The sequence below is a fragment of the Arthrobacter sp. BB-1 genome (genome assembly GCF_006151685.1).
GTDB lineage: Bacteria > Actinomycetota > Actinomycetes > Actinomycetales > Micrococcaceae > Arthrobacter.
Map to the genome: position 1 here is coordinate 192,231 of NZ_VDEV01000002.1, position 25,515 is coordinate 217,745.

Annotated in this window: 24 protein-coding genes; 11 read left to right on the top strand and 13 right to left on the bottom strand. The window is 67.4% G+C overall.

The features are described from left to right. Positions 1-88 precede the first annotated feature (88 nt). Together FHJ30_RS01260 and FHJ30_RS01265 are read right to left on the bottom strand one after the other, a co-directional pair. Positions 89-1,513: an FAD-binding oxidoreductase gene (locus FHJ30_RS01260; protein ID WP_139027455.1), complete on the bottom strand. Its 1,425-nt coding sequence runs from the start codon at positions 1,511-1,513 to the stop codon at positions 89-91. 159 nt (positions 1,514-1,672) lie between these two features. Continuing rightward, on the bottom strand, positions 1,673-2,371 hold the full coding sequence (locus FHJ30_RS01265) for a FadR/GntR family transcriptional regulator (protein ID WP_139027456.1): 699 nt from the start codon (positions 2,369-2,371) through the stop codon (positions 1,673-1,675). A gap of 133 nt (positions 2,372-2,504) precedes the next feature. On the opposite strand from FHJ30_RS01265, the gene FHJ30_RS01270 reads away from it, so the two are divergent. From FHJ30_RS01270 to FHJ30_RS01280, 3 genes are all read left to right on the top strand, one after another. Further along, on the top strand, positions 2,505-3,899 hold the full coding sequence (locus tag FHJ30_RS01270; RefSeq protein WP_139027457.1) for an SLC13 family permease: 1,395 nt from the start codon (positions 2,505-2,507) through the stop codon (positions 3,897-3,899). 68 nt (positions 3,900-3,967) lie between these two features. Continuing rightward, the gene (locus FHJ30_RS01275; protein ID WP_139027458.1) at positions 3,968-5,179 is read left to right on the top strand and encodes a CaiB/BaiF CoA-transferase family protein; all 1,212 of its coding nucleotides are present in this window, start codon (positions 3,968-3,970) and stop codon (positions 5,177-5,179) included. 1 nt (position 5,180) lies between these two features. Beyond that, positions 5,181-6,689, top strand: a complete 1,509-nt coding sequence (locus FHJ30_RS01280; protein WP_139027459.1) for a carboxyl transferase domain-containing protein — start codon at positions 5,181-5,183, stop codon at positions 6,687-6,689. 27 nt (positions 6,690-6,716) lie between these two features. Here FHJ30_RS01280 and FHJ30_RS01285 read toward each other — a convergent pair whose 3' ends face one another. The 5 genes from FHJ30_RS01285 to FHJ30_RS01305 form a co-directional block, all read right to left on the bottom strand. After that, positions 6,717-7,142, bottom strand: a complete 426-nt coding sequence (locus FHJ30_RS01285) for a lipopolysaccharide assembly LapA domain-containing protein (RefSeq protein WP_139027460.1) — start codon at positions 7,140-7,142, stop codon at positions 6,717-6,719. 80 nt (positions 7,143-7,222) lie between these two features. Beyond that, the gene (locus FHJ30_RS01290; RefSeq protein ID WP_139027461.1) at positions 7,223-7,582 is read right to left on the bottom strand and encodes a hypothetical protein; all 360 of its coding nucleotides are present in this window, start codon (positions 7,580-7,582) and stop codon (positions 7,223-7,225) included. A gap of 186 nt (positions 7,583-7,768) precedes the next feature. After that, complete coding sequence (locus FHJ30_RS01295) at positions 7,769-7,981, bottom strand: hypothetical protein (protein WP_139027462.1); 213 nt, start codon at positions 7,979-7,981, stop codon at positions 7,769-7,771. Between the two features lie 117 nt (positions 7,982-8,098). Next, complete coding sequence (locus tag FHJ30_RS01300) at positions 8,099-8,323, bottom strand: hypothetical protein (protein ID WP_139027463.1); 225 nt, start codon at positions 8,321-8,323, stop codon at positions 8,099-8,101. A 158-nt stretch (positions 8,324-8,481) separates the two neighbouring features. Then, positions 8,482-9,969 carry an amidase gene (locus FHJ30_RS01305; protein WP_139027592.1) on the bottom strand — a complete coding sequence of 496 codons (1,488 nt, stop codon included), beginning with the start codon at positions 9,967-9,969 and terminating at the stop codon, positions 8,482-8,484. Positions 9,970-10,184: 215 nt separating this feature from the next. Here FHJ30_RS01305 and FHJ30_RS01310 point away from each other — a divergent pair, with 215 nt between their 5' ends. The 3 genes from FHJ30_RS01310 (at position 10,185) to FHJ30_RS01320 (ending at position 11,800) form a co-directional block, all read left to right on the top strand. Further along, complete coding sequence (locus tag FHJ30_RS01310; RefSeq protein ID WP_139027464.1) at positions 10,185-10,511, top strand: rhodanese-like domain-containing protein; 327 nt, start codon at positions 10,185-10,187, stop codon at positions 10,509-10,511. Between the two features lie 13 nt (positions 10,512-10,524). Beyond that, the gene (pheA, locus tag FHJ30_RS01315; RefSeq protein WP_139027465.1) at positions 10,525-11,463 is read left to right on the top strand and encodes a prephenate dehydratase; all 939 of its coding nucleotides are present in this window, start codon (positions 10,525-10,527) and stop codon (positions 11,461-11,463) included. A 136-nt stretch (positions 11,464-11,599) separates the two neighbouring features. Then, positions 11,600-11,800 carry a hypothetical protein gene (locus FHJ30_RS01320; RefSeq protein WP_139027466.1) on the top strand — a complete coding sequence of 67 codons (201 nt, stop codon included), beginning with the start codon at positions 11,600-11,602 and terminating at the stop codon, positions 11,798-11,800. A gap of 20 nt (positions 11,801-11,820) precedes the next feature. Here FHJ30_RS01320 and FHJ30_RS01325 read toward each other — a convergent pair whose 3' ends face one another. After that, positions 11,821-12,876, bottom strand: coding sequence for a diacylglycerol kinase family protein (locus FHJ30_RS01325; RefSeq protein WP_139027467.1), 1,056 nt, complete (start codon positions 12,874-12,876; stop codon positions 11,821-11,823). Positions 12,877-12,965: 89 nt separating this feature from the next. On the opposite strand from FHJ30_RS01325, the gene serS reads away from it, so the two are divergent. From serS to FHJ30_RS01345, 4 genes are all read left to right on the top strand, one after another. Then, positions 12,966-14,246: a serine--tRNA ligase gene (gene serS, locus FHJ30_RS01330; RefSeq protein WP_139027468.1), complete on the top strand. Its 1,281-nt coding sequence runs from the start codon at positions 12,966-12,968 to the stop codon at positions 14,244-14,246. 772 nt (positions 14,247-15,018) lie between these two features. Continuing rightward, positions 15,019-15,471, top strand: coding sequence for a hypothetical protein (locus tag FHJ30_RS21555; protein WP_240793538.1), 453 nt, complete (start codon positions 15,019-15,021; stop codon positions 15,469-15,471). A 99-nt stretch (positions 15,472-15,570) separates the two neighbouring features. Beyond that, positions 15,571-16,428 (top strand): HAD family hydrolase, encoded by an 858-nt coding sequence (locus FHJ30_RS01340; protein WP_139027469.1) that lies wholly within the window; start codon positions 15,571-15,573, stop codon positions 16,426-16,428. 69 nt (positions 16,429-16,497) lie between these two features. Next, positions 16,498-17,082 (top strand): histidine phosphatase family protein, encoded by a 585-nt coding sequence (locus FHJ30_RS01345; RefSeq protein ID WP_139027470.1) that lies wholly within the window; start codon positions 16,498-16,500, stop codon positions 17,080-17,082. Positions 17,083-17,095: 13 nt separating this feature from the next. On the opposite strand, the gene FHJ30_RS01350 is transcribed toward FHJ30_RS01345, so the two are convergent. Continuing rightward, positions 17,096-17,695 (bottom strand): hypothetical protein, encoded by a 600-nt coding sequence (locus tag FHJ30_RS01350; protein ID WP_139027471.1) that lies wholly within the window; start codon positions 17,693-17,695, stop codon positions 17,096-17,098. Positions 17,696-17,853: 158 nt separating this feature from the next. Then, the gene (locus tag FHJ30_RS01355) at positions 17,854-20,082 is read right to left on the bottom strand and encodes a catalase (protein WP_139027472.1); all 2,229 of its coding nucleotides are present in this window, start codon (positions 20,080-20,082) and stop codon (positions 17,854-17,856) included. A gap of 231 nt (positions 20,083-20,313) precedes the next feature. Here FHJ30_RS01355 and FHJ30_RS01360 point away from each other — a divergent pair, with 231 nt between their 5' ends. Further along, the gene (locus tag FHJ30_RS01360; RefSeq protein ID WP_139027473.1) at positions 20,314-22,725 is read left to right on the top strand and encodes a phosphoketolase; all 2,412 of its coding nucleotides are present in this window, start codon (positions 20,314-20,316) and stop codon (positions 22,723-22,725) included. Here the strand turns inward: FHJ30_RS01360 and FHJ30_RS01365 are convergent. The 3 genes from FHJ30_RS01365 to FHJ30_RS01375 all read right to left on the bottom strand — a co-directional run bounded on the left by FHJ30_RS01365 (position 22,722) and on the right by FHJ30_RS01375 (position 25,392). Then, positions 22,722-23,483: a DUF429 domain-containing protein gene (locus FHJ30_RS01365; RefSeq protein WP_139027474.1), complete on the bottom strand. Its 762-nt coding sequence runs from the start codon at positions 23,481-23,483 to the stop codon at positions 22,722-22,724. The two genes, FHJ30_RS01360 and FHJ30_RS01365, sit on opposite strands and share 4 nt — an antisense overlap. A 7-nt stretch (positions 23,484-23,490) precedes the next feature. Then, entirely contained in the window at positions 23,491-24,816 is a 1,326-nt protein-coding gene (locus FHJ30_RS01370) for a carboxylesterase family protein (protein WP_139027475.1), read from the bottom strand. 87 nt (positions 24,817-24,903) lie between these two features. After that, positions 24,904-25,392 (bottom strand): inorganic diphosphatase, encoded by a 489-nt coding sequence (locus tag FHJ30_RS01375; protein WP_104996439.1) that lies wholly within the window; start codon positions 25,390-25,392, stop codon positions 24,904-24,906. Between the last annotated feature and the right edge of the window lie 123 nt (positions 25,393-25,515).

Sequence of the window (25,515 nt, forward strand, 5' to 3'; positions counted from 1 at the left end):
CACGCCGCCCGGCGCTCCGGCGCACGTGCCGCCGTCGCTCGCCTAGGCCTTCATGCGACTAAGCGCTTGTGAGCCTAAAGCGCTGGGACTAGCCTGGCGGCGGCTGCGTCGGCGGGATGTTGTGGTTAAGGCGGAAGACGTTGTGGGGGTCGTACCGGTCCTTGAGGGCAACAAGCCGCTGGAACTTCTCCGGGCCGTACGCCGCGCGGGCAGCGTCCGCCTCCTTCAGCCCGACTTCGGCACCCAGGAAATTGACGTACTCGCCATGCTCGGCGAACGGCTGCATGAGTGCATAAGCCTTGCGGGCAAAGGCTGTCAGCCGGTCGTCCTCGGAACGGTCGCGCCAGAATCCGTACACGTTGAGCCAGTAGCGGGCGGACCGGTTGGGGAACGCCGTGGCATCCTCCGGCACCCGACCGAACGCTCCCTCCATGTGGTGGATGTCGATGCCGGTTCCCTCCCAGGTCACCTCGGACGCGAAACCCAGCAGGACATCCACCGTCTCCTCGTCGAGGCGGGAAAAGGAGACGTTCTTCCAGTAGCCGCGCGAGCCCTTCGGAAAAACGCTGTCCATGGCGCTCTGCCAGTCCAGCCACGAGGCAGGGCCAACCTCCTGTTCATCGGGCGGTGCCGCGGCCGTCAGTTGCCCAACGAGGTCGAGGCCGGCCTGGTGGTCCTCGCCAACCCACATGAACCCGAGGATCATCCACGGGTCCCCGCCCATCCCGAACTCGGGCGGGAAGACCAGGAACGAGACGATCGGGTTCATTTCCTCGGGCAGGGTGGGGGTCCAGGCGGCAAAGGCGACTAGGGCGTTCCGCCAGTGTTCGCGCCGGTAGAACAGGTTTCCGCCCAAGGGCGCCGCCGGCAGGGGGCGGGCGCGGAAGGTGAACGAGGAGGCAACGCCGAAGTTGCCGCCGCCGCCGCGCAGCCCCCAGAAGAGCTCCGGGTTCTCCTGGCCGCTCGCATGCAGGTGCTCTCCGGCGGCGGTCACGACGTCCACCGATTCCAGGTTGTCCAGGCTGAGGCCGCCGGTACGGGTCAGCCAGCCCACCCCGCCGCCGAGGGTAAGGCCCGCAACGCCTGTCCCGCTGATCACCCCCAGCGGAACGGCGAGGTTGTAGGGGGCAGTGGCCCGGTCCACGTCGGCAAGTGTTGCTCCCGGCTCAACCGTGACGAGCCGGGATTCAGCATCGACCTGGACGCGCTTCATCGGCCCGAGGTCCAGGACCAGTCCGCCGTCAACCGTTCCGTGACCGGCCACATTGTGGCCACCGCCGCGGACCGCCAGGGCCAGGCCGGTCCGCTGGACAGCGTCCAGCACCACCTCGATGTCGGTCAGGGCCCCGGCGCGGACCACGGCCCGCGGCCGGAGGTCCACCATGCCGTTCCAAACAGCACGGGCATCGTCGTAGAGCGGATCCCCGGGCTCGATCAGGGATCCTGACAGCTTCCCGCGCAGCTCGTGCAGTGCCTGTTGCAACTCCATGGCGTTGTCATGAACTGTGGACATCGTCCGTGCTCTTCCGCTTAAGGGCTGAACCCTAGGGGATAAGGAAGATGTGGGAGGCGTTGGCCGCCTTCCACGAGGAACTGCCGGCACATTAAGCCGGAAGCCTCACGCGATGTCCAGAGTGTAAAACCGCCGCCGGGCGGGGTCAATACGCTTGCGTCAGCGGAGCAGCTCCACGTCCGACACCAGCTCGATGTGCGCAAGCATGGCTTCGGCGGCACCTTCAGCATCCTGCGCCCTGACAGCGTCGGCGATCTTGCGGTGGGAGGCAAGGGACTGCTCGGGCCGTCCGGGCTGGCCAAGGGATTCCATCCTGGTTTCAAGAATCATTTCCGCGATGAAGGCCATCAGCTGCGCCAGCACGGAGGAATGCGCTGCGGCCGTAATGGCCTGGTGGAAGAGCTCGTCACCGTGGGTTCCGCGGTCGCCGTCGCTGATTTCCTTCGCCATCACGTCAAGGGCGTCATCAATGGCAGCCAGGTCTTCGTCCGTGCGCCGGGCAGCGGCGAGGGCGGCAAGCTTCACTTCCAGCGTGCTTCGCGCTTCCACGATCTCCGGCAGCCTGCTGCGGTGCTCGCGCAGGCCCTTTATCACGGAGGCGACACTCGGCCGGCGGGCCAGGACGGCTCCGGTCCCGTGCTGCACGTCGATCACCCCCAGCACCTCGAGGGCCACGAGGGCCTGGGCGAGCGTGGCACGGGAAACGCCGAGGCGCTCGGCAAGGTCACGCTCCGCCGGCAGCAGGTCGCCGGGCCTCAGCTGGGCGGACTCGATGTAGGACAGGATCTGCTCCACGAGCTGTTCGTACAGCCGGGGGCGCGTGATTCGTTCCAGTCCCAGCCGTGATGCCTTCTCCACAAAGCCCTCGCTACGTCGTCGGTCCTTCCAGAATAGCGCGTCCTGCTATTGACATACAGACTCGGTGTCTAGGAGGCTAGTCCAGTGAGCCAGTAACTCACGTCACACTCCCATCCCCAATGGAGGACCAACGATGTCCGCTCCTGTTTTATCCATCCTCATCCTGGCGGCGATGTTCCTGCTCGCCACCGTCCTTCCCCTGAACATGGGCGCGCTGGCCTTCGTTGGCGCCTTCCTCCTGGGCAGCGTTGTCCTGGGGATGTCCACCAGTGACATCCTGGCCAACTTCCCCGGCGGTCTGTTCCTTACCATCGTCGGCGTCACGTACCTTTTCGCCATCGCCCAGAACAACGGCACCATCGACCTCCTAGTGAGGGGCGCCGTGCGGCTGGTGGGCAACCGCGTAGCCCTGATTCCCTGGGTCATGTTCGCCATCACCGCGCTGATTACCAGCGTCGGTGCCCTGTCCCCGGCCGCGGTCGCAATCATCGCCCCGATCGCGCTCAGCTTCGCCGGGAAGCACAAGATCAGCCCGCTGCTGATGGGCATGATGGTGATCCACGGCGCCCAGGCCGGCGGGTTCTCGCCGATCGCCGTCTACGGCGTTACGGTCAACGGACTGATTGCCAAGACTGAACTCGCCGCGAGCCCGATGGCTATCTTCCTGGCCAGCTTCATCTTCAACCTTGTCGTGGCAGCGGTCCTGTTCATCGTCCTCGGTGGCAGCAAACTCCTCTCCTCCAAGGCTGGCCGGATCGTTGAGCAGGCAGCCGAGAGCCGCATGAAGGTGAGCGTCGGCGCCCGCGCGGCCGGTGTCACCCTGCAGGGCTCCGGTTCGGACATTTCCCCTTCTGGCGTCTCGGCCAAGGGCACCACTGGTGGGTCCTCCGCAGCCGGTGAGGCCGGGGTCAGCTCCGCAGGCGCCCGCGCCACCGTGCCGCAGCTCGTGACCATCCTTGGTCTCATCTCCCTCGCCGTCATCTCCCTCGGATTCAAGGTCGACGTCGGCTTCGTTTCCATTACCATCGCCATCATCCTGGCGCTGGTGTCACCGGCCGCCCAGAAGGGCGCCGTCAACAAGATCAGCTGGTCCACCGTGCTGCTCATCTGCGGCATGCTGACCTTTGTTGGAGTCCTCGAAGAAGCCGGCACGATCAAGTTCGTCTCCGATGGCGTCGCCAACCTCGGCCTGCCCCTGCTGGCAGCGCTGCTGATCTGCTACATCGGCGGAATCGTTTCGGCGTTCGCATCGTCCACCGCAATCCTCGCGGCACTCATTCCGCTGGCGGTTCCGTTCCTTGCCGCCGGCGAAATCGGTGCCGTCGGAGTCATCGCGGCACTTGCGGTCTCCGCAACCATCGTGGATGTTTCGCCCTTCTCCACCAACGGCGCACTTGTGCTGGCCAATGCGCCCGACGGCGTGGACAAGGAACGCTTCTACAAGCAGATATTGACCTACAGCGGCATCGTCGTGGTCGCTGGACCCGCAATCGCCTGGCTCGTCATGGTCGTCCCGGGCTGGATGTAGCCGGTTGAATGCACCCCGGCAGCGCCGAACCGGCAGCCGCGAGATCAGCAAACGAAGGAAACCAGGCAATGAGCAGAACCGATAGTACGCAGGGCCCCCTGTCCGGCCACCTGATAGTGGACCTGAGCCGGGCTTTGGCTGGACCGCATGCCGGAATGATGCTGGCCGACCTGGGCGCCCGCGTCATCAAAGTGGAGAACCCCGGGACGGGGGACGATACCCGGGGCTGGGGTCCGCCCTTCGTGGGCCCCGCCGACGATCCGCAGTCCACCTACTTCATGTCCTGCAACCGCAACAAGGAATCCATCAGCCTGGACCTGAAGAGCGGAGACGGGCAGGCGGTGCTGTGGGGGCTGCTGGAGCGGGCCGACGTGGTGATCGAGAACTTCCGCCCCGGCGTCATGGACCGGCTGGGCTTCTCCACCGCTGCCATGCACGAACTAAACCCGCGCCTGGTGGTCCTCTCCATCACCGGCTTCGGCCATGACGGGCCGGAATCCCAGCGCAGCGGCTACGACCAGATCCTCCAGGGCGAGGCGGGGCTGATGTCCCTGACAGGCTCCGGACCGGACGATCCCCAGCGGGTCGGCGTCCCCATCGCGGACCTCCTCGCCGGCATGAACGGGGCATTCGGAGTGCTGGCGGCGCTGGTTGACCGGGACAAAAGCGGCCGCGGGCAGGTGGTGCGGACGTCTCTGCTGGCATCACTGATCGGGGTGCACGCCTTCCAGGGCACCCGCACCACGGTGGCAGGGGAAGTTCCGCAGGCGCAGGGCAACCACCATCCGTCCATCGCGCCCTACGGCCTCTTTGCCTGCAGGGACGGGAGCGTGCAGATCAGCGTTGGCAGCGAAAAACTGTGGGCATCGTTCGCTGCGGCCTTCGGCCTGGACCCGGCGGCGCCGGGCTTTGCCAGCAACGCCGAAAGGGTGCGGAACCGCGCTGGGGTGATTGCCGCCGTCGAACGCGTCTTTGCCCGCTACGGGGCAGCAGAGCTGCTGCAGAAGCTGAACGACGCCGGGATCCCCGCGGGCAAGGTGCGCTCGCTTGACGAGGTGTACGCGTGGGAACAGGTTGCGTCCCAGGGGCTCGTGGTGGATGTGGAGCATCCGCTGCTCGGCAAGGTCAGCCTGCCCGGGCCGCCGCTGAGGTTCTTTGCTCCCGGCGACGCCTCGGAAACCACGGTCACCGAACACGACGCGCCGCCCTTGCTGGATGAGGACGGGCAGGCCATCCGCGAATGGCTGGGCCTGTGGGCCGTGGCCGCCGGGGCGAAATAGCATGGCGACGACGGAAAAGGTGCGGCACCTGGGCGCCGCCGAGTTGCTGGACAACGTGGTGGATGCGGGGTCCTTCGTTTCCTGGGACATGCCGGCGCAGGAGCCGCCGCTGTCCGCGGAGTACTGCCGCGACCTTGCCAAGGCGCGGGAGCGGAGCGGTACGGACGAATCCGTGATCACGGGCGCCGGGCTCATCCGGGGTCGCCGGGTGGCGGTGATCGTGAGTGAATTCTCCTTCCTGGCGGGATCGATCGGCCACGCGGCGGCACAGCGGATCGTGGCGGCCGTCGAACGGGCAACGGCTGAGGGGCTGCCGCTGCTGGCCGGCCCGGCGTCCGGGGGCACGCGGATGCAGGAAGGGACGCTGGCCTTCCTGTCCATGGTGAAAATCACCGGGGCCGTGCGGGCGCACCGCCAGGCCGGCCTTCCCTATCTGGTCTACCTGCGGCACCCCACCACCGGCGGCGTCATGGCCTCCTGGGGATCCCTGGGCCACATCAACGTGGCTGAACCCGGCGCCCTCCTGGGGTTCCTGGGCCCCCGCGTTTACGAGGCGCTGCACGGCGATGCCTTCCCGGAGAACGTGCAGACAGCGGAGAACCTGTTCAACAAGGGACTGATCGACGGCGTGGTGGAGCCTGCCGACCTCGCTGACCTGGTGGCCAGGGCCTTGGACATCCTGTGCGCGGAGCGGGCCGGCGTTCCGGCGCAGCCCGCGACGCTCAGAGTCCGGCCCGCTCCCGTGGACGCGTGGACGTCCATTGGCATCTCCCGGCGTGCCCGGCGTCCGGACCTGCGGCAGCTCCTGAAGTACGGGGCAGTGGACGCCCTGCCCTTGAACGGGACGGGGCAGGGTGAGAAGGACCCCGGGCTGCTGCTGGCCCTGGCCCGTTTCGGCGGGCAGTCCTGCATCGTCCTGGGCCACGCGCGGCCGCTTCGCAAGGAAGCAGCCGGGATGGGGCCCGGATCCCTGCGGGAAGCGCGGCGGGGCATGAAGCTGGCGGAGGAGCTGCGGCTGCCGCTGCTGACCGTCATCGACACCGCGGGTGCGGCGCTCTCGCAGGATGCGGAGGAAGGCGGCCTGGCGGGCGAGATTGCGCGCTCGCTGCACGAACTGATCGGCCTGGCCGCCCCGTCGGTCTCCGTGCTGCTGGGCCAGGGTGCCGGGGGAGGGGCGCTGGCACTGCTGCCGGCGGACAGGACCATCGCGGCCCAGCACAGCTGGCTCTCACCGCTGCCCCCCGAGGGTGCCAGTGCCATTGTGCACCGGACAACTGCGCTGGCCCCCGCGATGGCGCAGGCGCAGGGCGTCAACGTCGCGTCGCTGTACGCTCACGGACTGGTGGACCACATTGTGGATGAGCGGGACGACGCCTCTTTGGAGCCGCGCGCATTCTGCCAGCGCATGGCAAAGGCCATCGAGTATGAGCTGGGCTCGCTCGCCGGCCTTCCCGTCGCCGGGCTGGTTGCGGCGCGCTCCGAAAAGTACCGGAGCCTGGGCGCGGGGTGACCTGGCCGCAGCCTTGCTGCGGCGGCGCTACCTCCGCTGCTGGACCCTTGCGCGGTGGGCGTTCCTGCGGAGCTGGAGGATGCGGGCGCCGCCGGCCATGGCAACCAGGACGCCGCCGGTCACGCTGGCGATGAACAGGGCCATGCCCAGCGGGACCATGCCCTCCAGCCCCAAGTAGCGGACCACCACTTGGTCCTGGTTCTGCAGGATGAAGATGATCAGCAGGATCAGCACCACCAGGGCGGCAACGACGGCAGCCCACACCACCCCTGCCCGGGTCACCCGTGGCTGCTCCGCAGCGGGAACCTGGGCCGTGGGGCCAGGGGAGACGGGCCCGGCGTCTGCCGGCCGCGCGTTCGGCACCGCTGCTGTACCGGTCCGGTCCGGCGGCATCCCGTTGCCGCCCTGTTCCGGCTGCCCCTCAGGCCCAGGCGTGTACTGTCCAGCACTCATTGCGTCCCCTTCCCAAATGCTAAGCATGCTTACTGATGCCACCTTAGCGGTCGGGGTTCAGCCGGCACAACGCGGGGCTGCTAAGTCCCGGCGATTCGGCGACCATGCCCGCGCTCCTCCGCCGTCAGCCCGGCCGGTCCAGCTGCCACCAGAGTCCACCGGACAACCGTGCCGTCCGGGCCGGCCTGTGAGCCGTGGGCCAGGGCGCCATCAATACGACGGCGGACCTCGGCTTCCCGCTGCGGGTCGGCAGTGAAGATGGTTCGCAGCGTCACGATTTCACCGTCACGCTGCGCTGCTGTGTGGTGGGCGGCCAGCGGGCAGGGCGGCGGATGCTGCCAGCTGCCGCACAGGGCAACGGTGATGGCTGCCCCGGGCGCCCCGGTTCCGGCGCCGGCGTCCATCAGGACGGTGGCTTCATGTACATAGATCCCGGGCATGCCGTCCTTTCTCCTGCGGGGTTTTCCTGCGCGGGCCCGCGTAGGGATACTGTGTCCGCATGCGGCCGGAGGCTGTGTCCGAACGGGTGGGGAGGCTGCGTCCGGAGCCCGCCTCCGCAGTCCGCGTCCGGAGACAGCGGAAGGGCCTTCCGTGAAGACCCTTCCGTTGACTTTGCCACGCCGGCGTCAGACCCTCTCCTTGCTCCGATCAGCAGAGGTGGTGCGGGGCTCTGGCGTCTTCCACCAGGCCGGGAAAGCCCAGAACGTGAAGTCCTGCGCCCTGACTGGCTTCTCCGGGGTTTCTACCGGGGTTTCCGGGGTGTCCTGCTTGGCTTCAGGCCGGCGGTGGGTTTCCTTCCTGGCGCCCCACCCGAAGTCCTTGCTGGATGAATAGCACATCACAGACCTCCTCACAGTGACTGCCCTTTAATCGTCCTCCCGTTTCGGTGGGGAGTCGACACCCTGGCGGGAGCATTTGCTGCGTCGTCCGGCTCCGGCGTGCCCGCGACGGGGTGGCTATCCGCCGGTGATCACGTCCTCGGCCTCCTGAGGGCGGTGGAACTCGCACGGGCCATGGTGCCGGAGGGGAAGTAGGCAGGTCCGGCCCGTGGGCAAATGGACCATGCCGCAGCGGCCCCTCTCCGCGAGGTCCTCCCTGATATTTGCGTTGTTCAGGTCCGGCCGGGCCAGGTTCGCTTCGTGGGTGTTGCTGGGAGCGGTGCGGGAGTGTTCAGCGTTCATGATCGGCAACTCCTCGTTGAGTGATGGCCAGATTAGGGGAAGCGAAAGCCGTGTGGACTCTGCCAGTCTGGTCCCACACGGTTACGGGAAAATTAAACCGGTGTTAGATCCAGGTCAACAAGACCCCCATCAAGGCTTTTAGTGCCCCAATTGCCTGGCTAGTACCCCAACTGGTTGGCCACCTGCAGGAGCAGGGCCTCGGAACCCGCCGGCCCCACCAGTTGGATGCCCATCGGCAGTCCCAGGCCGGGTGTTCCGCCCGTCCAGCGGACAGGAAGGGTGATGGCCGGCAGGCCACAGACGTTGATCATGGAGGACCAGGGCGCGTATTCGCACTGCTTGCGGTAGTCGCCGTCGGCGTCCCCCGGCCAGTGGGCCGCGGGCCACCGTTCGCCCCCGTGCAGCCCGGTGAACCAGCCCACCGGGCGGGGTGTCTGCGCAAGTGCGGGCATCAGCATGAGGTCCCACTGGGCGAACTGCGCCACCGTATCGTGCTGGAACTGCCGCAGGAAGGCCAGCGATTCAGCAAGTTTCGCCGGGCTGCGTTGCTGGGCGCGGCGCCGGAAAGTGCGGGTCAGGGGAGCCAGCAGCGCTTCGCGGTGCGGGCTGATCCGGGCCGTCCCCACTGCCGCCGTCCAGGCCGTGGTGAAGGCATCGGGGTAGCGGTTGTCATAGCGGATGGAAGCCTCCCCGAGGGCGTGTCCGGCATGTTCCAGCAGGCCGATGCCCGCCTGGAGGGCATCCAGCGCTTCCTGTTCCGGGCTGAAGGGAAAGGTACTGGACCACGGGCTGTCCAGCGTCACGCCGATGCGGAGCCTCGGCGGTTCCTGCTCCAGCGCCTCAAGGTAAGCGCCCTCACCTCGGGCAACTTCCCCGGGCACCGCGCGTGTGGAGGCAGGGAGGCTGCGTGCAGCCGGCGTGGACAGGGCGGGGGAGGACCCAGGTACAAGAGCGTCCATCATGAGTGCGGCATCGGCGGAGGTCTCGGCGATGGGGCCGGCAACCACCAGCCGGGCCGGATCCCCCAGGCTTTCCCCCGCAGGGACCAGGCCGCGGCCGGGCTTGAGGCCCACCAGCCCGCAGGCGGCAGCGGGAATCCGGACTGATCCGCCGCCGTCAGATCCCGGCGCGAAAGGCAGCAGCCCGGCGGCCACGGCGGCGGCGCTGCCGCCGGAGGATCCCCCCGAGCTCCTGCTGGGGCCATGGGGATTGCGCGACGGCGGCGCGATCCGGTTTTCGCTGTAGGCAGTCAGTCCGAACTCGGGCACCTGGGTCTTGCCCAGGGAAATTGCGCCGGCTTTCCTGAGCAGCGCCACCAGCGGGGCGTCGCTGAGGGCCGGCTTGTGGTCCAGCGCCGCGCTGCCATGCGTGGTTGGCACGCCTTCCACGTCGGTCAGGTCCTTGAAGGCCAGGGGCATGCCGTGCAGCAGTGGCAGCTCTCCGGCCGGAGTCCGGGATCGCCGGGAATCCGCGGAGCGGGCGTGCTCCATGGCCTGGTCCGCCGTCACCGTGATGAACGCGCCCAGCAGTGGGTTCTTCTGTTCTATCCGCTGCAGGAAATGGGCTGCCGCCTCCGCTGCCGACACCTTTCCCTGCCGCAGCTCGTCCCGGAGGGCCACCGCGGACAGCTCGTGGAGTTCAGCCACGGGATCCCGCGGCCAGCGCAGGGCGGCAGCGGCTGCCTGGCCTGCCCCGGCCAGCGGCGGCCACGGCAAAGTGTGCAGGGAGCAATTTTCCTCCTTGGGTCCACACAGAAGCTTAACGTGGCTGCGTGAGCTTAACCTGGCGGCCAAGAGGCCCCTGCCGGACGTAAAGCACTAGGCTTAAAGCCGACCCCCGATCCGCGAAGGCAGGAATCACCGTGAGCGATTTCGACAACGTCCCCGTCAACGACATCCCCGACGATGCCGTCATCCTGGATGTCCGTGAGGATTACGAATGGGTGGCAGGCCACGCAGACGGCGCCCTCCACATTCCCCTGGACCAGCTTCCGGGCCGGCTGGAGGAACTCGATCCCGACGAGGACGTCTACGTCATCTGCCGCACCGGGGGCCGGTCCTTCCGCGCGGCGCAATGGCTCACAGGCCAGGGCTACACCGCCATCAACGTCGCCGGCGGCATGGACATGTGGCTGGAGGCCGGTAAGCCCCTTGTCTCGGACAACGGGCTCAAGCCCATGGTGCTGTAGGCGAAGGGCACCCATGTCTGCGTCCTCCGTCACCTATGCCTTCCTCGGGCCCGAGGGTACCTTCACCGAGGCTGCCCTCATGCAGGTGCCGGACGCCGCGCAGGCTACCCGCGTGCCGTCGTCGAACGTCAACGCTGCGCTGGACAACGTACGTGACGGTGCGGCATATGCAGCCATGGTGCCCATCGAAAACTCCGTGGAGGGCGGGGTCACCGCCACCCTCGACGCCATCGCCAGCGGCGGGGAACTGAGGATCATCCGCGAAGTCCTGGTGCCCATCAGTTTCGTTCTGGTGGCCAGGCCGGGAGTCCGTTTGGCCGACGTGCGCCGGGTATCAACGCATGGACATGCCTGGGCGCAGTGCCGGCTCTGGACGGACAGTAATATCCCGTCAGCGGAATATGTCCCGGGCTCATCCACCGCCGCGGCGGCAATGGGGCTCCTCGAGGAGGCCTGCCATTATGAGGCCGCCATTTGCGCTCCACTGGTGGCGCAGGAGCAGCCGGGCCTGTCCGTCCTGGCGGAGGACATTGGCGACAATCCTGAAGCCGTGACGCGCTTCATCCTGGTCAGCCGCCCGGGCGTGCTGCCCGCGCGCACCGGAGCGGACAAAACCACCGTGGTGGTGCCGCTTCCGGAGGACCGTCCGGGAGCCCTGATGGAGATTTTGGACCAGTTTGCCAGCCGCGGAGTAAACCTCAGCCGCATCGAGTCCCGCCCCACGGGACAGTATCTGGGGGACTACTTTTTCAGCATCGACGCCGACGGGCACGTTGGCGACGAGCGGATGGCCGATGCCCTGGCAGGACTCCACCGCATCAGCCCGGCCACACGTTTCCTCGGCTCATATCCCAAGGCGGACATGCAACGTACAGTGGTGGAGCGGCACACCGCTGACCAGGCGTTCCAGGCAGCGCGGGCGTGGGTGGGAGACATTCTCCGGCCTGCATGACAGGGCAGCGAAAGCGGTTCCGCCGCTTCGCCCAAAGCGTACGCAAATGCCCTCCGAAGTACTTTCGCGGGCTGTGGACAATGCGTATGCTTGCTTGATCCACATGGGGGATGGCCCCTAGTGAAGGGAGCGCGTCATGACTACCAGCAGCACCGAAAACGATGGCCAGGGGATGATCGTCAACCCCCGGCCTACCGCCGACAACCAGGACTGGGACGGCGACGAAGCCGACCGTGCCGACCGCCTGCGCTTTGAAGAAGAGCAAGCCATGATCCGCGAGCAGTCCGAGGCCCACGCCGCCGCAAAAGCTGCCGAGGCCCACAGGGACAGCCACTGACCCTTCCGGGTTCCCGTGCCCTAGTCCTGGCCCTTGACCCTCACCAATAGAGACCGCGGCTCCACGTGGACGGTGAGCTTGGTGGCCTCGCCGGCGGTGTCGCCGTCCAGCTGGGTGGGCATCGGTTCCGGACACTTGATGACCACTTTCCCGGAGCGGTAGACGGTCATGACGGGCAGCTTCCCGCTGTGCTTGAACATGATCTTGACGTACATGAGCAGCCAGCCAAGGGCGCTGCGGGGACTCATCACCACCACGTCCAGCATGCCGTCGTCGATCATGGCCTGGGGGATGAAGTCGATGCCGCCCGGGATCAGGCCGCAGTTGGCGAACAGCACGCTGCGGATGTTCCGGACCTGGGCCGGGCTGCCGTCCAGGGAAATCGAGACCTTCTTCCGGCGTCCCGGCAGGTGCCGCATGCCGGCCTCGGTATATGCAAGCCACCCCACAGCCTTTTTCAGGCCCGCATTGGTGTCGGCCAGGATCTCGGCGTCCATGCCGATGCCCGCGATCACCAGGAACGAATGCTCGGATGATTCGCCCGTCACGGAGTTTTCGATGTCCATCCGGGCGGTGTCGATGTACCGCTGCCGGCCGAACAGCGCAGTGTTCACATTGGCGTGAAGGTCATTGACGTCCAGGTCAAGGTTCCGGGCCAGGAGGTTGCCCGTCCCCAGCGGGACCAGTCCCATGGCCACACCGCTGTGCGCGAGGGACTCAGCCACAACCCGGACGGTGCCGTCACCGCCCCCCACCAGGACGACGTCGGGCTTGTACGCCAGCGCGGCCCGCACCTGTGAATGGCCCGGGTCTTCCGCCGTCGTCTCGAAGAAGACGGGATCTTCCCAGCCTGCCGCCAGGCAGCCCCGCTGGATTTTGCCCTTGGCTTCCATCGACCCTGCCTTGATGGGGTTCAGGATCACGGCGACGCGCTGTTCCGCAAGCCCCGATTCCTGCGCCTCCCCGCCCACCGTACTGCGGATGTGCAGCGCCTTGAGCCTGCGCACGCCCCACCAGCTCGAGATGGCAAACGCGAGGGCCACCCCAATCAGCAGGTACAGGATCCAGTCGCTCATGGTGGTTCAACAGTAGCCCGGCGAAGCCTTCCGGTCCGGCACGCCCGCCTCCGCCCGCCGTCGTCCGCGGGATTGGATACCCTTGTCTGGTGATCGACGTAAAAGACCTCAGCGAAAACCCGGATAAATACCGTGCCAGCCAGCGTGCCCGCCGCGCGGATGAATCAGTGGTGGACGCGATCATTTCCGCGGACTCCGCCCGCCGTGCCGCGCTGATCCGCTTCGAGAACCTCCGTGCCGAGCAGAACGCCTTCGGCAAGAAGGTGGCACAGGCCAAGGGCGACGAAAAGAAGGCGCTGCTGGCAGAGGTCAAGGAACTGGCCAACTCGGTCAAGGCTGCCTCCGCCGAGGCTGATGCCGCCCAGGCGAAGCAGGAAGAACTGCTGCGCAGCATTCCCAACCTGATTGAGGACGGCGTTCCCGAGGGCGGCGAAGATGACTACGTGGTGGTCAAGACCGTCGGCACCCCACGTGAATTCCCGGACTTCGAGCCGAAGGACCACCTGGAAATCGGTGAGCTGATCGGCGCGATCGACATGGAGCGCGGCGCCAAGGTCTCCGGCGCGCGCTTCTATTTCCTTCGCGGCGTGGGCGCCCGGCTGGAGATGGCGCTCCTGCAGATGGCCATGGACCAGGCCATCGAGGCCGGTTTCGTTCCCATGATCACACCCACCTTGGTGCGTCCGGAGACCATGCAGGGCACGGGCTTTGACGTAAAGCACGACGCCGAGATCTACCGTCTCGCCGAAGACGACCTTTACCTGGTGGGCACCTCCGAGGTGGCCCTGGCCGGGTACCACGCGGACGAGATCCTGGACTTCGCCGCCGGCCCCATCCGCTACGCGGGCCAGAGCTCCTGCTACCGCCGCGAAGCGGGTTCGCACGGCAAGGACACCCGCGGCATCATCCGCGTGCACCAGTTCAACAAGGTGGAGATGTTCATCTACACCACCGTTGAGGAGGCTGCGGCCGAGCACCAGCGGCTGCTGGCGTGGGAAGAGGAGATGCTGGCCAAGTGCGAGCTGCCGTACCGGGTGATTGACACCGCCGCCGGCGACCTTGGCACCTCCGCAGCGCGGAAGTACGACTGCGAGGCCTGGGTTCCCACCCAGGGCGCGTACCGCGAGCTGACCTCGACGTCCAACTGCACCACCTTCCAGGCCCGCCGGCTGAACATCCGCGAACGCGTGGTGAACGCAGAGGGCGTGGCGAAGGGCACCCGGGCCGTGGCCACCCTGAACGGAACCCTGGCCACCACCCGCTGGATCGTGGCACTGCTGGAGCACCACCAGAACCCGGACGGCTCGGTCAACGTGCCCAAGGCCCTGCAGAAGTACCTGGGCGGGCTTGAGGTCCTCCCGGTCCTCTAGTTTGCTGTTCCCGGGCTTGTTCGCGGATCCGGACCTTGATGGCCCGGTTTCGCGAACAGGCCTCTGATCGCGGGCGGATTTCCACATAGGCCTGCCCGCGTACTGACGCTGCAGCCTCGTTCCGCCAGCATTGTGGCATGGAGATTCCGCCCGGACTTATTGATTCCGCCGCCATCCTTCGGACCCAGGGGACCACTGATGTGATCCACCGGGGGTTCCGGGCTGGGCGGCTGGTCAGGATCCGCAGGGGTTTCTACGTCCGGACGGCTGACTGGCTTGGCGCCCGTCCGTCGGAGCGCTTTGCATGGTCGACGGCGGCAGTGGCCAGGTCGGTAAAGGGCGCGGTGTTGTGCGGGGAGACGGCGGCCCTCGCCGCTGGATTGCCTACGCTGCGGACACCTGCATGCGTGGAACTGGCCACAACGCTGCCGGGTCGAAGCGGAGTGCGGCGCTCGCTCCTGACGGTACTGGGCGAGGACGCAGCTGCCCAGCAGGTCCGGGGCAAACGCTCGTATCCCCTCAAATACTGCCTACGGCCCGCCTCTGAGACTGTGGTCCGCGGCGAATTCCGGTGTACCAGCCCCGTACAGACAACCCTTGACCTGATGGTTTCCGGCAGGTTCAGCGAGGCCCTGGTGGTGGCGGATGGGCTGGCCCGGATGATGCATCATGGGGGCGTCCTGCCGGCTGAGGACGACCTGATGGCCGTTCCCGCGATCGCCGCCGGCATCTCGGCCACGCCTACTCGGCCGCGCGACACCGTGCAGTACGTGTGGCGTCCCTCGCCAGCCCGTTGGCCGAGTCCGTCGGTGAGTCCTACAGCCGGGCCGCCTTTGAGCTCCTTGGATTCGAGCAGCCCGTACTGCAGCATGTGTTTCGGGACACGGAAGGCTTCATTGGCAGGGTGGACTGCTGGTGGCCGCGGCAGCGGGTTGTGGGCGAGTTCGACGGCAAGGCAAAGTACCTTGATGCAGCTGTCCGTGGTGGTGCCTCACCGGAGGAGGCGGTTTACCGGGAGAAGCTCCGCGAAGACCGGATCCGCGCCCTCGGGCTTGGCTTCGTGCGGTGGGGCTGGGCGGATGTGGAGCAGCCGGAGCGGTTGCGGCGGAAACTCCTTGCGGCCGGGCTGCGGCCACGTGTCCCGGGCTTCTTCGCGGATCCGAACCTTGAAGGCTCGGATTCGCGAACAGGCGTGGGAGTGGGCGAATCCACAGGCGATGGCTAACACTCATGCCGGGGACAACCTGTGGGTATTTACCAACTGTTCAATAACACTGTGGTGCGCGTCCTAGCGGCGTTTAGGGGCGTCTGGTTCACTATTGGAATGACAACGCTGACTGAAACCTCAGTCGCCGGCAACGATGACCGGCGAGACAACGAAAACAACAACGGCCGGAAGCTGATGGTGGCCCTGGACGTGGACGGCACCCTGGTGAACCACGACGGCCACATGTCCCCGGGTGTCCGGGAATCGGCGCAGGCCGTCGTGGCCGCCGGGCACGAGGTAATGATCGCCACGGGCCGCTCGCTCAACGCCACACTGCCCATTATCGAGAAAATTGGAATTGAGCGCGGCTATGCCGTCTGCTGCAACGGCGGTGTGACCCTGCGGCTCCACCCAGGACTGGACAGCGGCTACGAGGTCATCCACAAAGCCACGTTTGACCCCGGACCTGCGCTCCGGGCACTCCGCGAGCGGCTTCCTTCGGCCAAGTATGCGCTGGAGGATGCGGACGGCAACTTCCTGTCCACCGAGCGCTTCCAGGACCCGAGCTTTGGCGTCGAGGCCATCGGCGTGGATTTCCACACCATGCTTGAAGCCACAGCCGTGCGCGTGGTGGTCTTCAGCACCGAAAACACGCCGGAAGAGTTCAACGAGGCCATTCAGCACGTAGGCCTGGCCGGCGTCACCTACTCTGTGGGCTGGACCGCGTGGCTGGACATCGCCGCCGCCGGTGTGACCAAGGCAAGCGCGCTGGAAAGCCTCCGCGGCAGGCTCGGCATCGAACGGCATCTCACGGTGGCCATCGGCGACGGCCGCAACGACATTGAGATGCTCACCTGGGCAGGACGTGGAGTGGCCATGGGGCAGGCGCCGGAGGAAGTCATCGCCGTCGCCGACGAGGTCACCCACTCAGTGTTCGACGACGGCGCTGCCCACGTGCTGCGCAGCCTGCTGTAGCGCCGGCGGACCACCCGTGCCTATGGTCCCGCGGCAGGCGGAAGCCCGCCGTCGGGCAGAATGGAAGCCATGACCCTCACCACCTTCGCCCTCATCCGCCATGGCCAGACTGACTGGAACGCCCAGCGGCGGCTGCAGGGATCCACTGACATTCCGCTGAACGACGTCGGCCGGGCCCAGGCGCGTGACGCCGTCGCTGTTTTGTCCGCTTACGAATGGGACGCCGTGGTGTCCTCCCCGCTGAGCCGTGCCGCCGAGACCGCCGACCTGATCGCCGATGGGTTGGGGCTCGCCGATGTACGGCACGTGCCGGAGCTGACGGAACGGAGTTTCGGCCCGGCTGAGGGCATGCAGGCAGGGCCGGAACTGGACGCGCTGCGCATTCCGGGAGGTTTCCGCGGCGCTGAAAGCGAGGACGAGGCGGCCGACCGGGGGCTGGCGGCCCTGGAGGCACTGGCCGAAGAGTTCCGCGGCCGCCGACTTCTCGTCGTCGCCCATGGGACGCTGCTCAGGGTGAGCCTCAGCCGCGCGGTGGGAACCACACTGGCCAGTATCGACAATGCCGTGCTGAACCTGGCGCACCACCACGCGATCGACGGCTGGCAGCTCGAGTACTTCAACGGCGAGCCGGTAATGGCGGCCACCCAGGCCTGAGTGGGGCCAGCCCCTAGCGCGCCTCGAGGATCAATGCCAGCAGCCGGGCCGCGGCAGGCCGGGCCGCATGCTCCTCGTTCCACTGGGCCCGGGCCACGGCCTTGCTCACAGCCTGCGTGGTGATACCGAGCTCCTGGGCCACCGCCTTCTGCTGCCCGCGCACGCCGGGGGTCAGGAGGTCCAGCACGCGCCACTCGGCCTCGGACCGGTTACGGACGATGTGCCCGAGGAGGCGCAGCACGGCCTCGGCGTCGTGGGCAATATCCGCCAGTGGGCCCTCCACGGCCACCGGCACGCGCTCCTTGCTGCCGTGGAGGCGGTCCACCGCACGCCGGGCATACACCAGCCCGTGGCCGGACGCGTCCTTGATCTGGTTCGGCAGCGGCTCGTTTACGGGCCCGACGCCAATCCCCACGTACCAGGAACCGCACCTCAAGGCGATTAGGGCAGCTTCCACCGCCTGGTGGGGGCAGTCGACAATGCCCTGGACCTCGTCTTCCACCGAGCGGTCGAAATCCAGGCGCGCAGGAATGTGCCGCAGGTCCTTGAGCAGCTGCGGTACCCGGTCACCGTCGCGCCGGCTGTCCGTCTGGTTGATGGTCAACGTGAACATTCTGGGTCCACACTACCCGGAAGTAGGAATTGCGGAACGCCCCGGATTGCAGGCGGCTCTGCCGCCCAGATCCACAAACCTGGTTCATCAAAAGGGAAGGGGCCCGCACCGTGCTGGTGCGGGCCCCCGTCCCCTGCTGGCGGAACAGCCGGCCGGCGTCAGTTCCCCTGGGTCGGCTGGCCCGTGGCCGGGAAACGGTCCCACGCGCGGTGGGCGGCGAGCAGGCTGGAGATGCCGGCTGCCACCGGGGCGCCGGCGTCGCCCGCACTGATACCGGGCGCTTCCGCCGGGATGCCGGCCGCGGCCAGGACATCGGATCCGGAACCCCAGGCGCCAATGGCTTTAGCGTGGCGGTAGGCCTCGGACAGCATGATGGCGACGCGCGGATCAGGGGATCCGGCTGGGTTCCCGGCTTTGGCGTCACGTCCCGCAGTGGCGTCCGGCGCGGGCACCTGGCCGCCGGCGACGATGAGCGCGTCGAACTCAGTGGACCGCGCCGTCAGGAAGGTCCGCTGGACCGTGAGGGAGAGCCCGTCACCTGACAGCGTGCCACCCGTCGGGGCGATGACCAGCGGGACCATGCCCTCGCCGTCGAGCGCTGTGCGGGCGGCAGCCACCTGGGCCAGGTCGCTGGAAGAATCGGTGATGATGCCCACCACCCTGCCTGCGACCGGCCAGGTTGCGCCCAGCTGGGACAGCGCCGGGCTAAGGTCCCGGTCGGGGACCTGTTCGGTGGCTTCCGGTGCGGGCATGCCCAGGCCGGCAGCCACCGCAGCGCAGAGCCCTGCATCGATGTTGGCCAGTGCCTGGAGCTGGCGCTCCCGGATGGGCGTTTCGAAGCACTTGCCGAGCTCGAACGTGTAGGCCTGGATCACGTGGTCCTGCTCCACAGCGCCCAGGCTGCGGAAGAACAGCCGGGCCTGGCTGTAGTGGTCATCGAAGGAGGCCGGGTTGCGCCGCTCCTTGATGGATTCCGCCACGGCCTCTGGTACGTCCACGAACGCCCCCATGTCCTGTCCGGCAAGGAAAGGGCACCCGCCGTCCAGGGAATTGGGCCGGTACGGGGCAACTCCGGCGTGCACCGCGGTCTGGTGCATGCCGTCACGGAGCATGTCATTCACCGGCGCGTGCGGCCGGTTGATCGGAATCTGGGCGAAGTTGGGGCCGCCCAGGCGTGAGATCTGGGTGTCCAGGTAGGAAAACAGGCGGACCTGCAGCAGGGGATCGTTGGTGACGTCGATTCCCGGTACCAGGTGCCCGGGATGGAAGGCTACCTGCTCGGTTTCGGCGAAGAAGTTCGTTGGGTTCGCATTGAGGGTCATGAGGCCGACAGGCTGCACCGGTGCGAGCTCCTCGGGGACGAACTTGGTGGGATCCAGGAGGTCGATGCCTTCGAACATCTGGTCTTCGGTGTCCGGGAAAGCCTGGATCCCAAGCTCCCACTCCGGGTAGGCGCCGGCCTCGATGGCGTCGGCAAGGTCGCGGCGGTGGAAATCCGGATCCATCCCGTTGATGATCTGGGCCTCTTCCCAGACCAGGGAGTGCACACCCTGTTTGGGTTTCCAGTGGAACTTCACCAAAGTGGTGTCGCCGGCGGCGTTGACCAGCCGGAAGGTGTGGACGCCGAAGCCCTCCATGGTCCGGTAGGAACGGGGGATGCCGCGGTCGGACATGTTCCACATCGTGTGGGCCTGCGCCTCGGTATGGAGCGAGACGAAGTCCCAGAAGGTGTCGTGCGCGCTCTGGGCCTGGGGGATTTCCCGGTCCGGATGGGGCTTCGCCGCGTGCACAACGTCGGGGAACTTGATGCCGTCCTGGATGAAGAACACGGGGATGTTGTTCCCCACCAGGTCGTAGGTTCCTTCATCCGTGTAGAACTTCGTCGAGAATCCGCGGGTGTCCCTGACCGCGTCGGCGGAACCGCGGGAGCCGAGCACCGTGGAGAACCTCACGAACACGGGCGTTTCAACGTCCGGGGCCAGGAATCCGGCCTTGGTGACCTTTGCCGCTGTCCCGTAGGAGCGGAAAACGCCGTGCGCTCCGGCGCCCCTGGCGTGCACCACGCGCTCCGGGATGCGCTCGTGGTCGAAATGGGTGATCTTTTCGCGCAGGTGATGGTCCTGCAGCAGGATGGGACCACGCGCGCCGGCTTTCAGGGAATGGTCCGTATCCTGCAGTCGAAGCCCCTGCGCGGTGGTCAGGTACTGGCCGGACTGCGCCCGTGAGGCAGTCGGCGCACCGGTGGGGCTTCCGGTGGGGGACACGGCCTCGGGACCTCGCTGGTCCGGTTTCGGCGGCAAGGGCTCCCGCGGGGTGGTGGGTTCTTCGAGGGCCGGAGGTTCGCTGGCCGGAGCCCCGGGAATTACAACATCGTCTTCGGCTGGCATGTCTTGATCTCCCCACAGTTGTGTTTTCCCAGCTCCGCCAGGCGGAAGCTAAGCTTGCTTAGTACTCTACAGGGCCGCAATCTGGCGCTCTGTTGTGGGGACGGCAGCGATGGCCGCGGCGGGGACGGGTGGACCAGGGCGGCCGACGGCGGGGCTTGCCTGCGTGCCCCTCCATCTGTTGCGATGGGAGGACGGCCGCCTGCAGCGGCACACCCCGACGTGAGGATGGTTATGGCCGGCAGCATTGGGCAGGATGGGACGCGGCAGGACCAGTTGCGCCAGGACGAAATCGAACTTGTGGACCGCTGGTGGCGCGCCGCGAACTACCTCTCCGTCGGGCAGATCTATCTCCGTTCCAATCCGCTGCTGCGCGAACCGCTGAAGGCCGAACACACCAAGTCCCGGCTGCTGGGCCACTGGGGCACCACCCCAGGGTTGAACTTCGTCTATGCCCACCTGAACCGCATCATCCGCCGCGACTCCGCCGAGATGCTCTTTGTGGCAGGTCCCGGCCATGGCGGCCCCGCCGTCGTCGCCAATGCCTGGCTGGAGGGCACCTACTCCGAGATCTACGGCCACGTGGGCAACGACGGCGACGGCATGGCCGAGCTGTTCCGCCAGTTTTCCTACCCCGGCGGCATCCCCAGCCACGCGGCGCCGGAAAGCCCGGGCTCCATCAGCGAGGGCGGCGAACTCGGGTACTCCCTGGCGCACGCGTACGGCTCGGTCCTCGACAATCCCAAGCTGGTGGCCGCCGTCGTGATCGGCGACGGCGAGGCGGAGACCGGCCCGCTGGCGGCCAGCTGGCACTCGCACAACTTCCTGGACCCCGCCACGGACGGCGCCGTGCTGCCCATCCTGCACCTGAACGGCTACAAGATCGCCAACCCCACCATCCTGGCGCGGATGCCCGAAGCCCAGCTGGAGCAGCTGTTGCGCGGCTATGGGCATGAGCCCTGCTTCGTTACCGTGAAGGACCCCAACAACACGGAGCAGGCGCACCGCGACTTCGCGGACGCGCTGGAACGCTGCATGGCCGGCATCCGCGCCATCCAGGACAGCCGGCGGACGCCCCAGGCGGACGTGGCCGAGACGGACATCGAAGCGCCCCGCTGGCCCATGATCGTGCTGCGCTCGCCGAAAGGCTGGACCGGGCCGCGGACGGTGGACGGGCTGCAGGTTGAGGGTACCTGGCGCAGCCACCAGGTCCCGCTCTCCGAGGTCCGCACCAACGGGGAGCACCTGAAGCAGCTGGAAGAGTGGTTGCAGTCCTACCGGCCGGAGGAACTGTTCGACGGCGACGGCAGGCCCCGGCCCGACGTCGCCGAGGCCGCGCCCACGGGCGCTTTCCGGATGAGCGCGACGCCACACGCCAACGGCGGACTGCTGCGGAAGGCGCTGAAGCTGCCGGCCTACCGGGACTACGCCGTCGAGGTCCCGGCGCCGGGGACCGAGCGGGTCAGCCCCATGGTCACGCTGGGCTCGTGGATGCGGGACGTCATCGCGCAGAACATGGAAACGTTCCGGCTGTTTGGCCCCGACGAGACCGCGTCCAACCGGCTGCAGAACGTCTACGAGGTCACCGACAAGGTGTGGCAGTACCGGATTGACGACGCCGACGAGCACCTTGCGCGGTCCGGCCGGGTGATGGAGGTGCTCAGCGAACACCTGTGCCAGGGCTGGCTGGAAGGGTACCTCCTGACCGGCCGGCACGGCGTCTTCAGCTGCTACGAGGCCTTCATCCACATCGTCGACTCCATGTTCAACCAGCACGCCAAGTGGCTGAAGGTGCACCGGCAGCTGCCGTGGCGCCAGCCGGTGGCATCGCTGAACTACCTGCTGTCCTCGCACGTGTGGCAGCAGGACCACAATGGCTTCTCGCACCAGGATCCGGGCTTTATCGACCACGCCGTGAACAAGAAGGCAGAGGTGATCCGGGTGTACCTGCCGGCGGACGCCAACACACTGCTGTGCGTGATGGGCCACTGCCTCGCCTCCACCGACTACGTGAACATCGTTGTCAGCGGAAAGCAGCCCTCACCCACCTGGCTGGGCCCGGCCGACGCCGCCAACCACTGCCGCCGGGGACTGGGGATCTGGGAGTTCGCGGGGTCTGAGGTGCCCGGCGAGGAGCCCGACGTCGTTATGGCCTGCGCAGGTGACGTGCCCACGGTGGAAACCGTCGCGGCAGCCGAACTGCTCCGCGAGGGCGCGCCAGGACTGAAGGTCCGGGTGGTAAACGTGGTGGATCTGATGCGGCTGCAGGACGTGAGCGAGCACCCGCATGGGCTCCCGGCGCGGGACTTCGACGGGATCTTCACCACGGACAAGCCCATCATCTTCGCCTATCACGGCTACCCTGCCCTGATCCATCGGCTGGCCTACCGCCGCTCCAACCAGGACGGGCTGCACGTGCGCGGTTACAAGGAAGAGGGGACCACCACCACGCCGTTCGACATGGCCATGCTGAACGGGATCGACCGGTTCCAGCTGGCCATCGACGCCATCGACCGGGTGCCCGGGCTGGCTGAGAGGCACTCCCTCCTCCGGCAGCACCTCCAGGACCGGCGGATGCGGGCCCGGGAACACACCAGGCTGCACGGGGAGGACCCGGAGGAGATCCGGAACTGGAAGCTCGGCTAGCCCCTCTGGCCGACCAGTCCGTCGAGGCTGCACGAGGGCAGGTGGATCCACCCCTCCGTGAGGGCGGCTGCGGCGTGCGCGGCATCAGGGGGAACGGTAAGCCTGACGGCGGCCGCGCGGGCGGTGAGGGACGCAACGACGGCGTCGAACAGGTCGTCCGAGGCCGCCAGCCTGCCCTCCTGGCCAGCCAGGTCCAGCCAGGGAGCCTGCTCCCGCAGGGTCGCGAGGAGCACAGAAAGCCGTTCGGCTTCGGAAGTTCCCCGCCCCTTGTAGCCGCGGGCGGCCAGTCCCCAGAGCTTGAGTGAAGCGGCCGGATAGACCTCCGCGAGGCGTCCGGACCCGTCCCTGGGCTGTGGCCCGTGGAGCGCCGCGATCTTGGCCTGGATCACCGCGCACCGCATGGCCGGGTGTGCCAGCCGGTCCGCCGAGACGCTGAGGGGAATCAGCCCGGTCCGGCCGGTGACGAACCTGTCCGTGTCACGGTAGGCAAGCAGCCGCCGGCCCTCGATGCCGTCGTGCTCGAGCACAGGGCCGGCGTCGAAATTGAGGTGCCCGGTGAGGAACGGGACCAGGGCCTGCGGCCACCCCACCGGGCAGTCGATTCCCGTCATGGCGGCGCCGCCAAAGATCTCCACGATCTCCTGGTCGCCCACATCCAGCGCCAGGTGCACCAGCTCGGCGGAATCCTTGCCCCATTCGAGGACGGCCACAGCTGTTTTCCTGGTGGCGGCGGCCAGGTCCACGCCTAAGGTCCGCATGGGGCCCTCACGCCGCCCGGTAGTGCAGTGTTCCCGGGATGGTGCCGCTTTCGCCGAGGCTGTCACCGCGGGCGAAACCGGCCCAGAGCGCCCGCAGCTGGCGACCGGCCGCGTTGACCTCTTCCCAGCCGGCGCCCGCGATCAGGCCCACGCCCTCCCACGTGCTCCGGTTGCCGAAAAGCAGCGGCAGGTCAACGGTGTGGGCAGCGCCGAAGATATTTCCAGGGGCATGCCAGGCCAGGACGTAACGGTGGGCCTTCCCTCCGGCCCGGACGTGGCGCCGTGCGAACTTCCGTGCCGCCCGTCCATAGACCGTCTCGGTGACCACCCAGTCAATGGCGCGGACAGCCGGAGCCCCCACCAAGGGGACGCGGGCCAGTCGGCTCAGATAGGGGCTGCGGGGCAGGAACAGCCGGGCTTCCTCTGAGGTATGCCCGATCAGGACCTCAATGCCGGGGGCGGCGCGGTTCCAGGCGGCTTCAATATCCTTTTCCTCCGGCAGTGGTGCGTGGCCGTACTGCGTTCCGAACGGCATGGCGGCCAGCATGCCGAATTTACGGGCCACCTGCGCCACGTGGTCCTCCCGTTCCACAACGTCCATGGCGGGGGTCTCCTCGTCCACAGCCTCGGCAACGATGCCCATGGCATGGTTCATTTTGGCCCTGCCGCGGGAGATTCCCAGGGGCGCGCTTTGGATGATGGCCCGCTGGAAGAGGGACGGCGCTTCGGCGGTGGCCATGAGGTGGGCGATCGCATCGCCCCCTGCGGACTGGCCGAAGGCGGTCACCCGGCCGGGGTCGCCGCCGAATGCCGCGATGTTCCGCTGCACCCAGCGGAATGCCTCGAGCTGGTCCAGGAGGCCCAGGTTGCCGGGCCGGCCGGAGCGGGTGGCCAGGAACCCAAACAGCCCCAGGCGGTACGTCACCGAGACAACCACCACCCGGTTCTCGGCCACCAGTGCCGCGGGATCGAAGATGGCGAGGTCGCCCGAACCGGTGGTGTAGGAGCCGCCGTGGATCCAGACCATCACGGGCAGCTGTTCGCCGGGGTCCACATCGGCGGGCATGGTGATGGAGAGGTTCTGGCAGTCCTCGCTCCCCGGCAGCTCCCCGTAGCGGGTGCCCAGGACGTCGTCGAGGAACGGCACCGGCCCCTGCGGGCAGGCAGGCGCGGGGGAGGTGGCGGCAAGCGGTTCGGTCCAGTCAGGTGCCGGGGCGGGAGGCTGGAAACGCCCGGCGGTGGCGTAGGGGATCCCGGTTGCCCGGAGGACGTCCCCGTCCCGCCTGCCGGTGACGGGACCACAGGGCGGATAGAACGAAGGCTCGAAGTTCACCAATCCACAATGTCACACCTCCCTAAAAGTACGACGGCGGGTGCGCGGCTCTTGCAAGCCGGGCACCCGCCGTCGTACACGGGAAAATCAGTGTGCTGTGGGCACGTAACGCTTGATGGAGGCTTCCAGCTCGGCCTCGGCGGCGGCGCGGTCGCCCCAGCCCTCGGCCTTGACCCACTTGCCGGGCTCCAGGTCCTTGTAGCGGGTAAAGAAGTGCTCGATCTCCTTGATCAGGAAGTCGTTGACGTCGCTGACCTCCTGGATGTGGTCAAAGCGGGCATCCACGGGCACGCAGAGGATCTTGGCGTCCCCGCCGCCGTCGTCCGTCATGTTGAAGACGCCGATGGGGCGGGACTCAACGATGACGCCGGGGTGCAGGTCGAAGTCCTGCAGGAGCACCAGTGCGTCCAGCGGGTCGCCGTCCTCGCCGAGGGTGTTCTCGAAGTATCCGTAGTGCGTGGGGTACTGCATGGAGGTGAAGAGGACGCGGTCCAGGCGGACGCGGCCGGTCTCGTGGTCAACTTCATACTTGACGCGTGATCCCTTGGGGATCTCGATGGTCACGTCATGCTTCATGGAATGCTCCTCGGCAATTGCAGGGGGTTCGCGGCACTTCTGACGGGCAACAAAAAGGACTGTCAGTGCCGCCGACTATTATTGAGGATATAGCGAGAGGCCCTGGAATCAGGAACTTGTGGG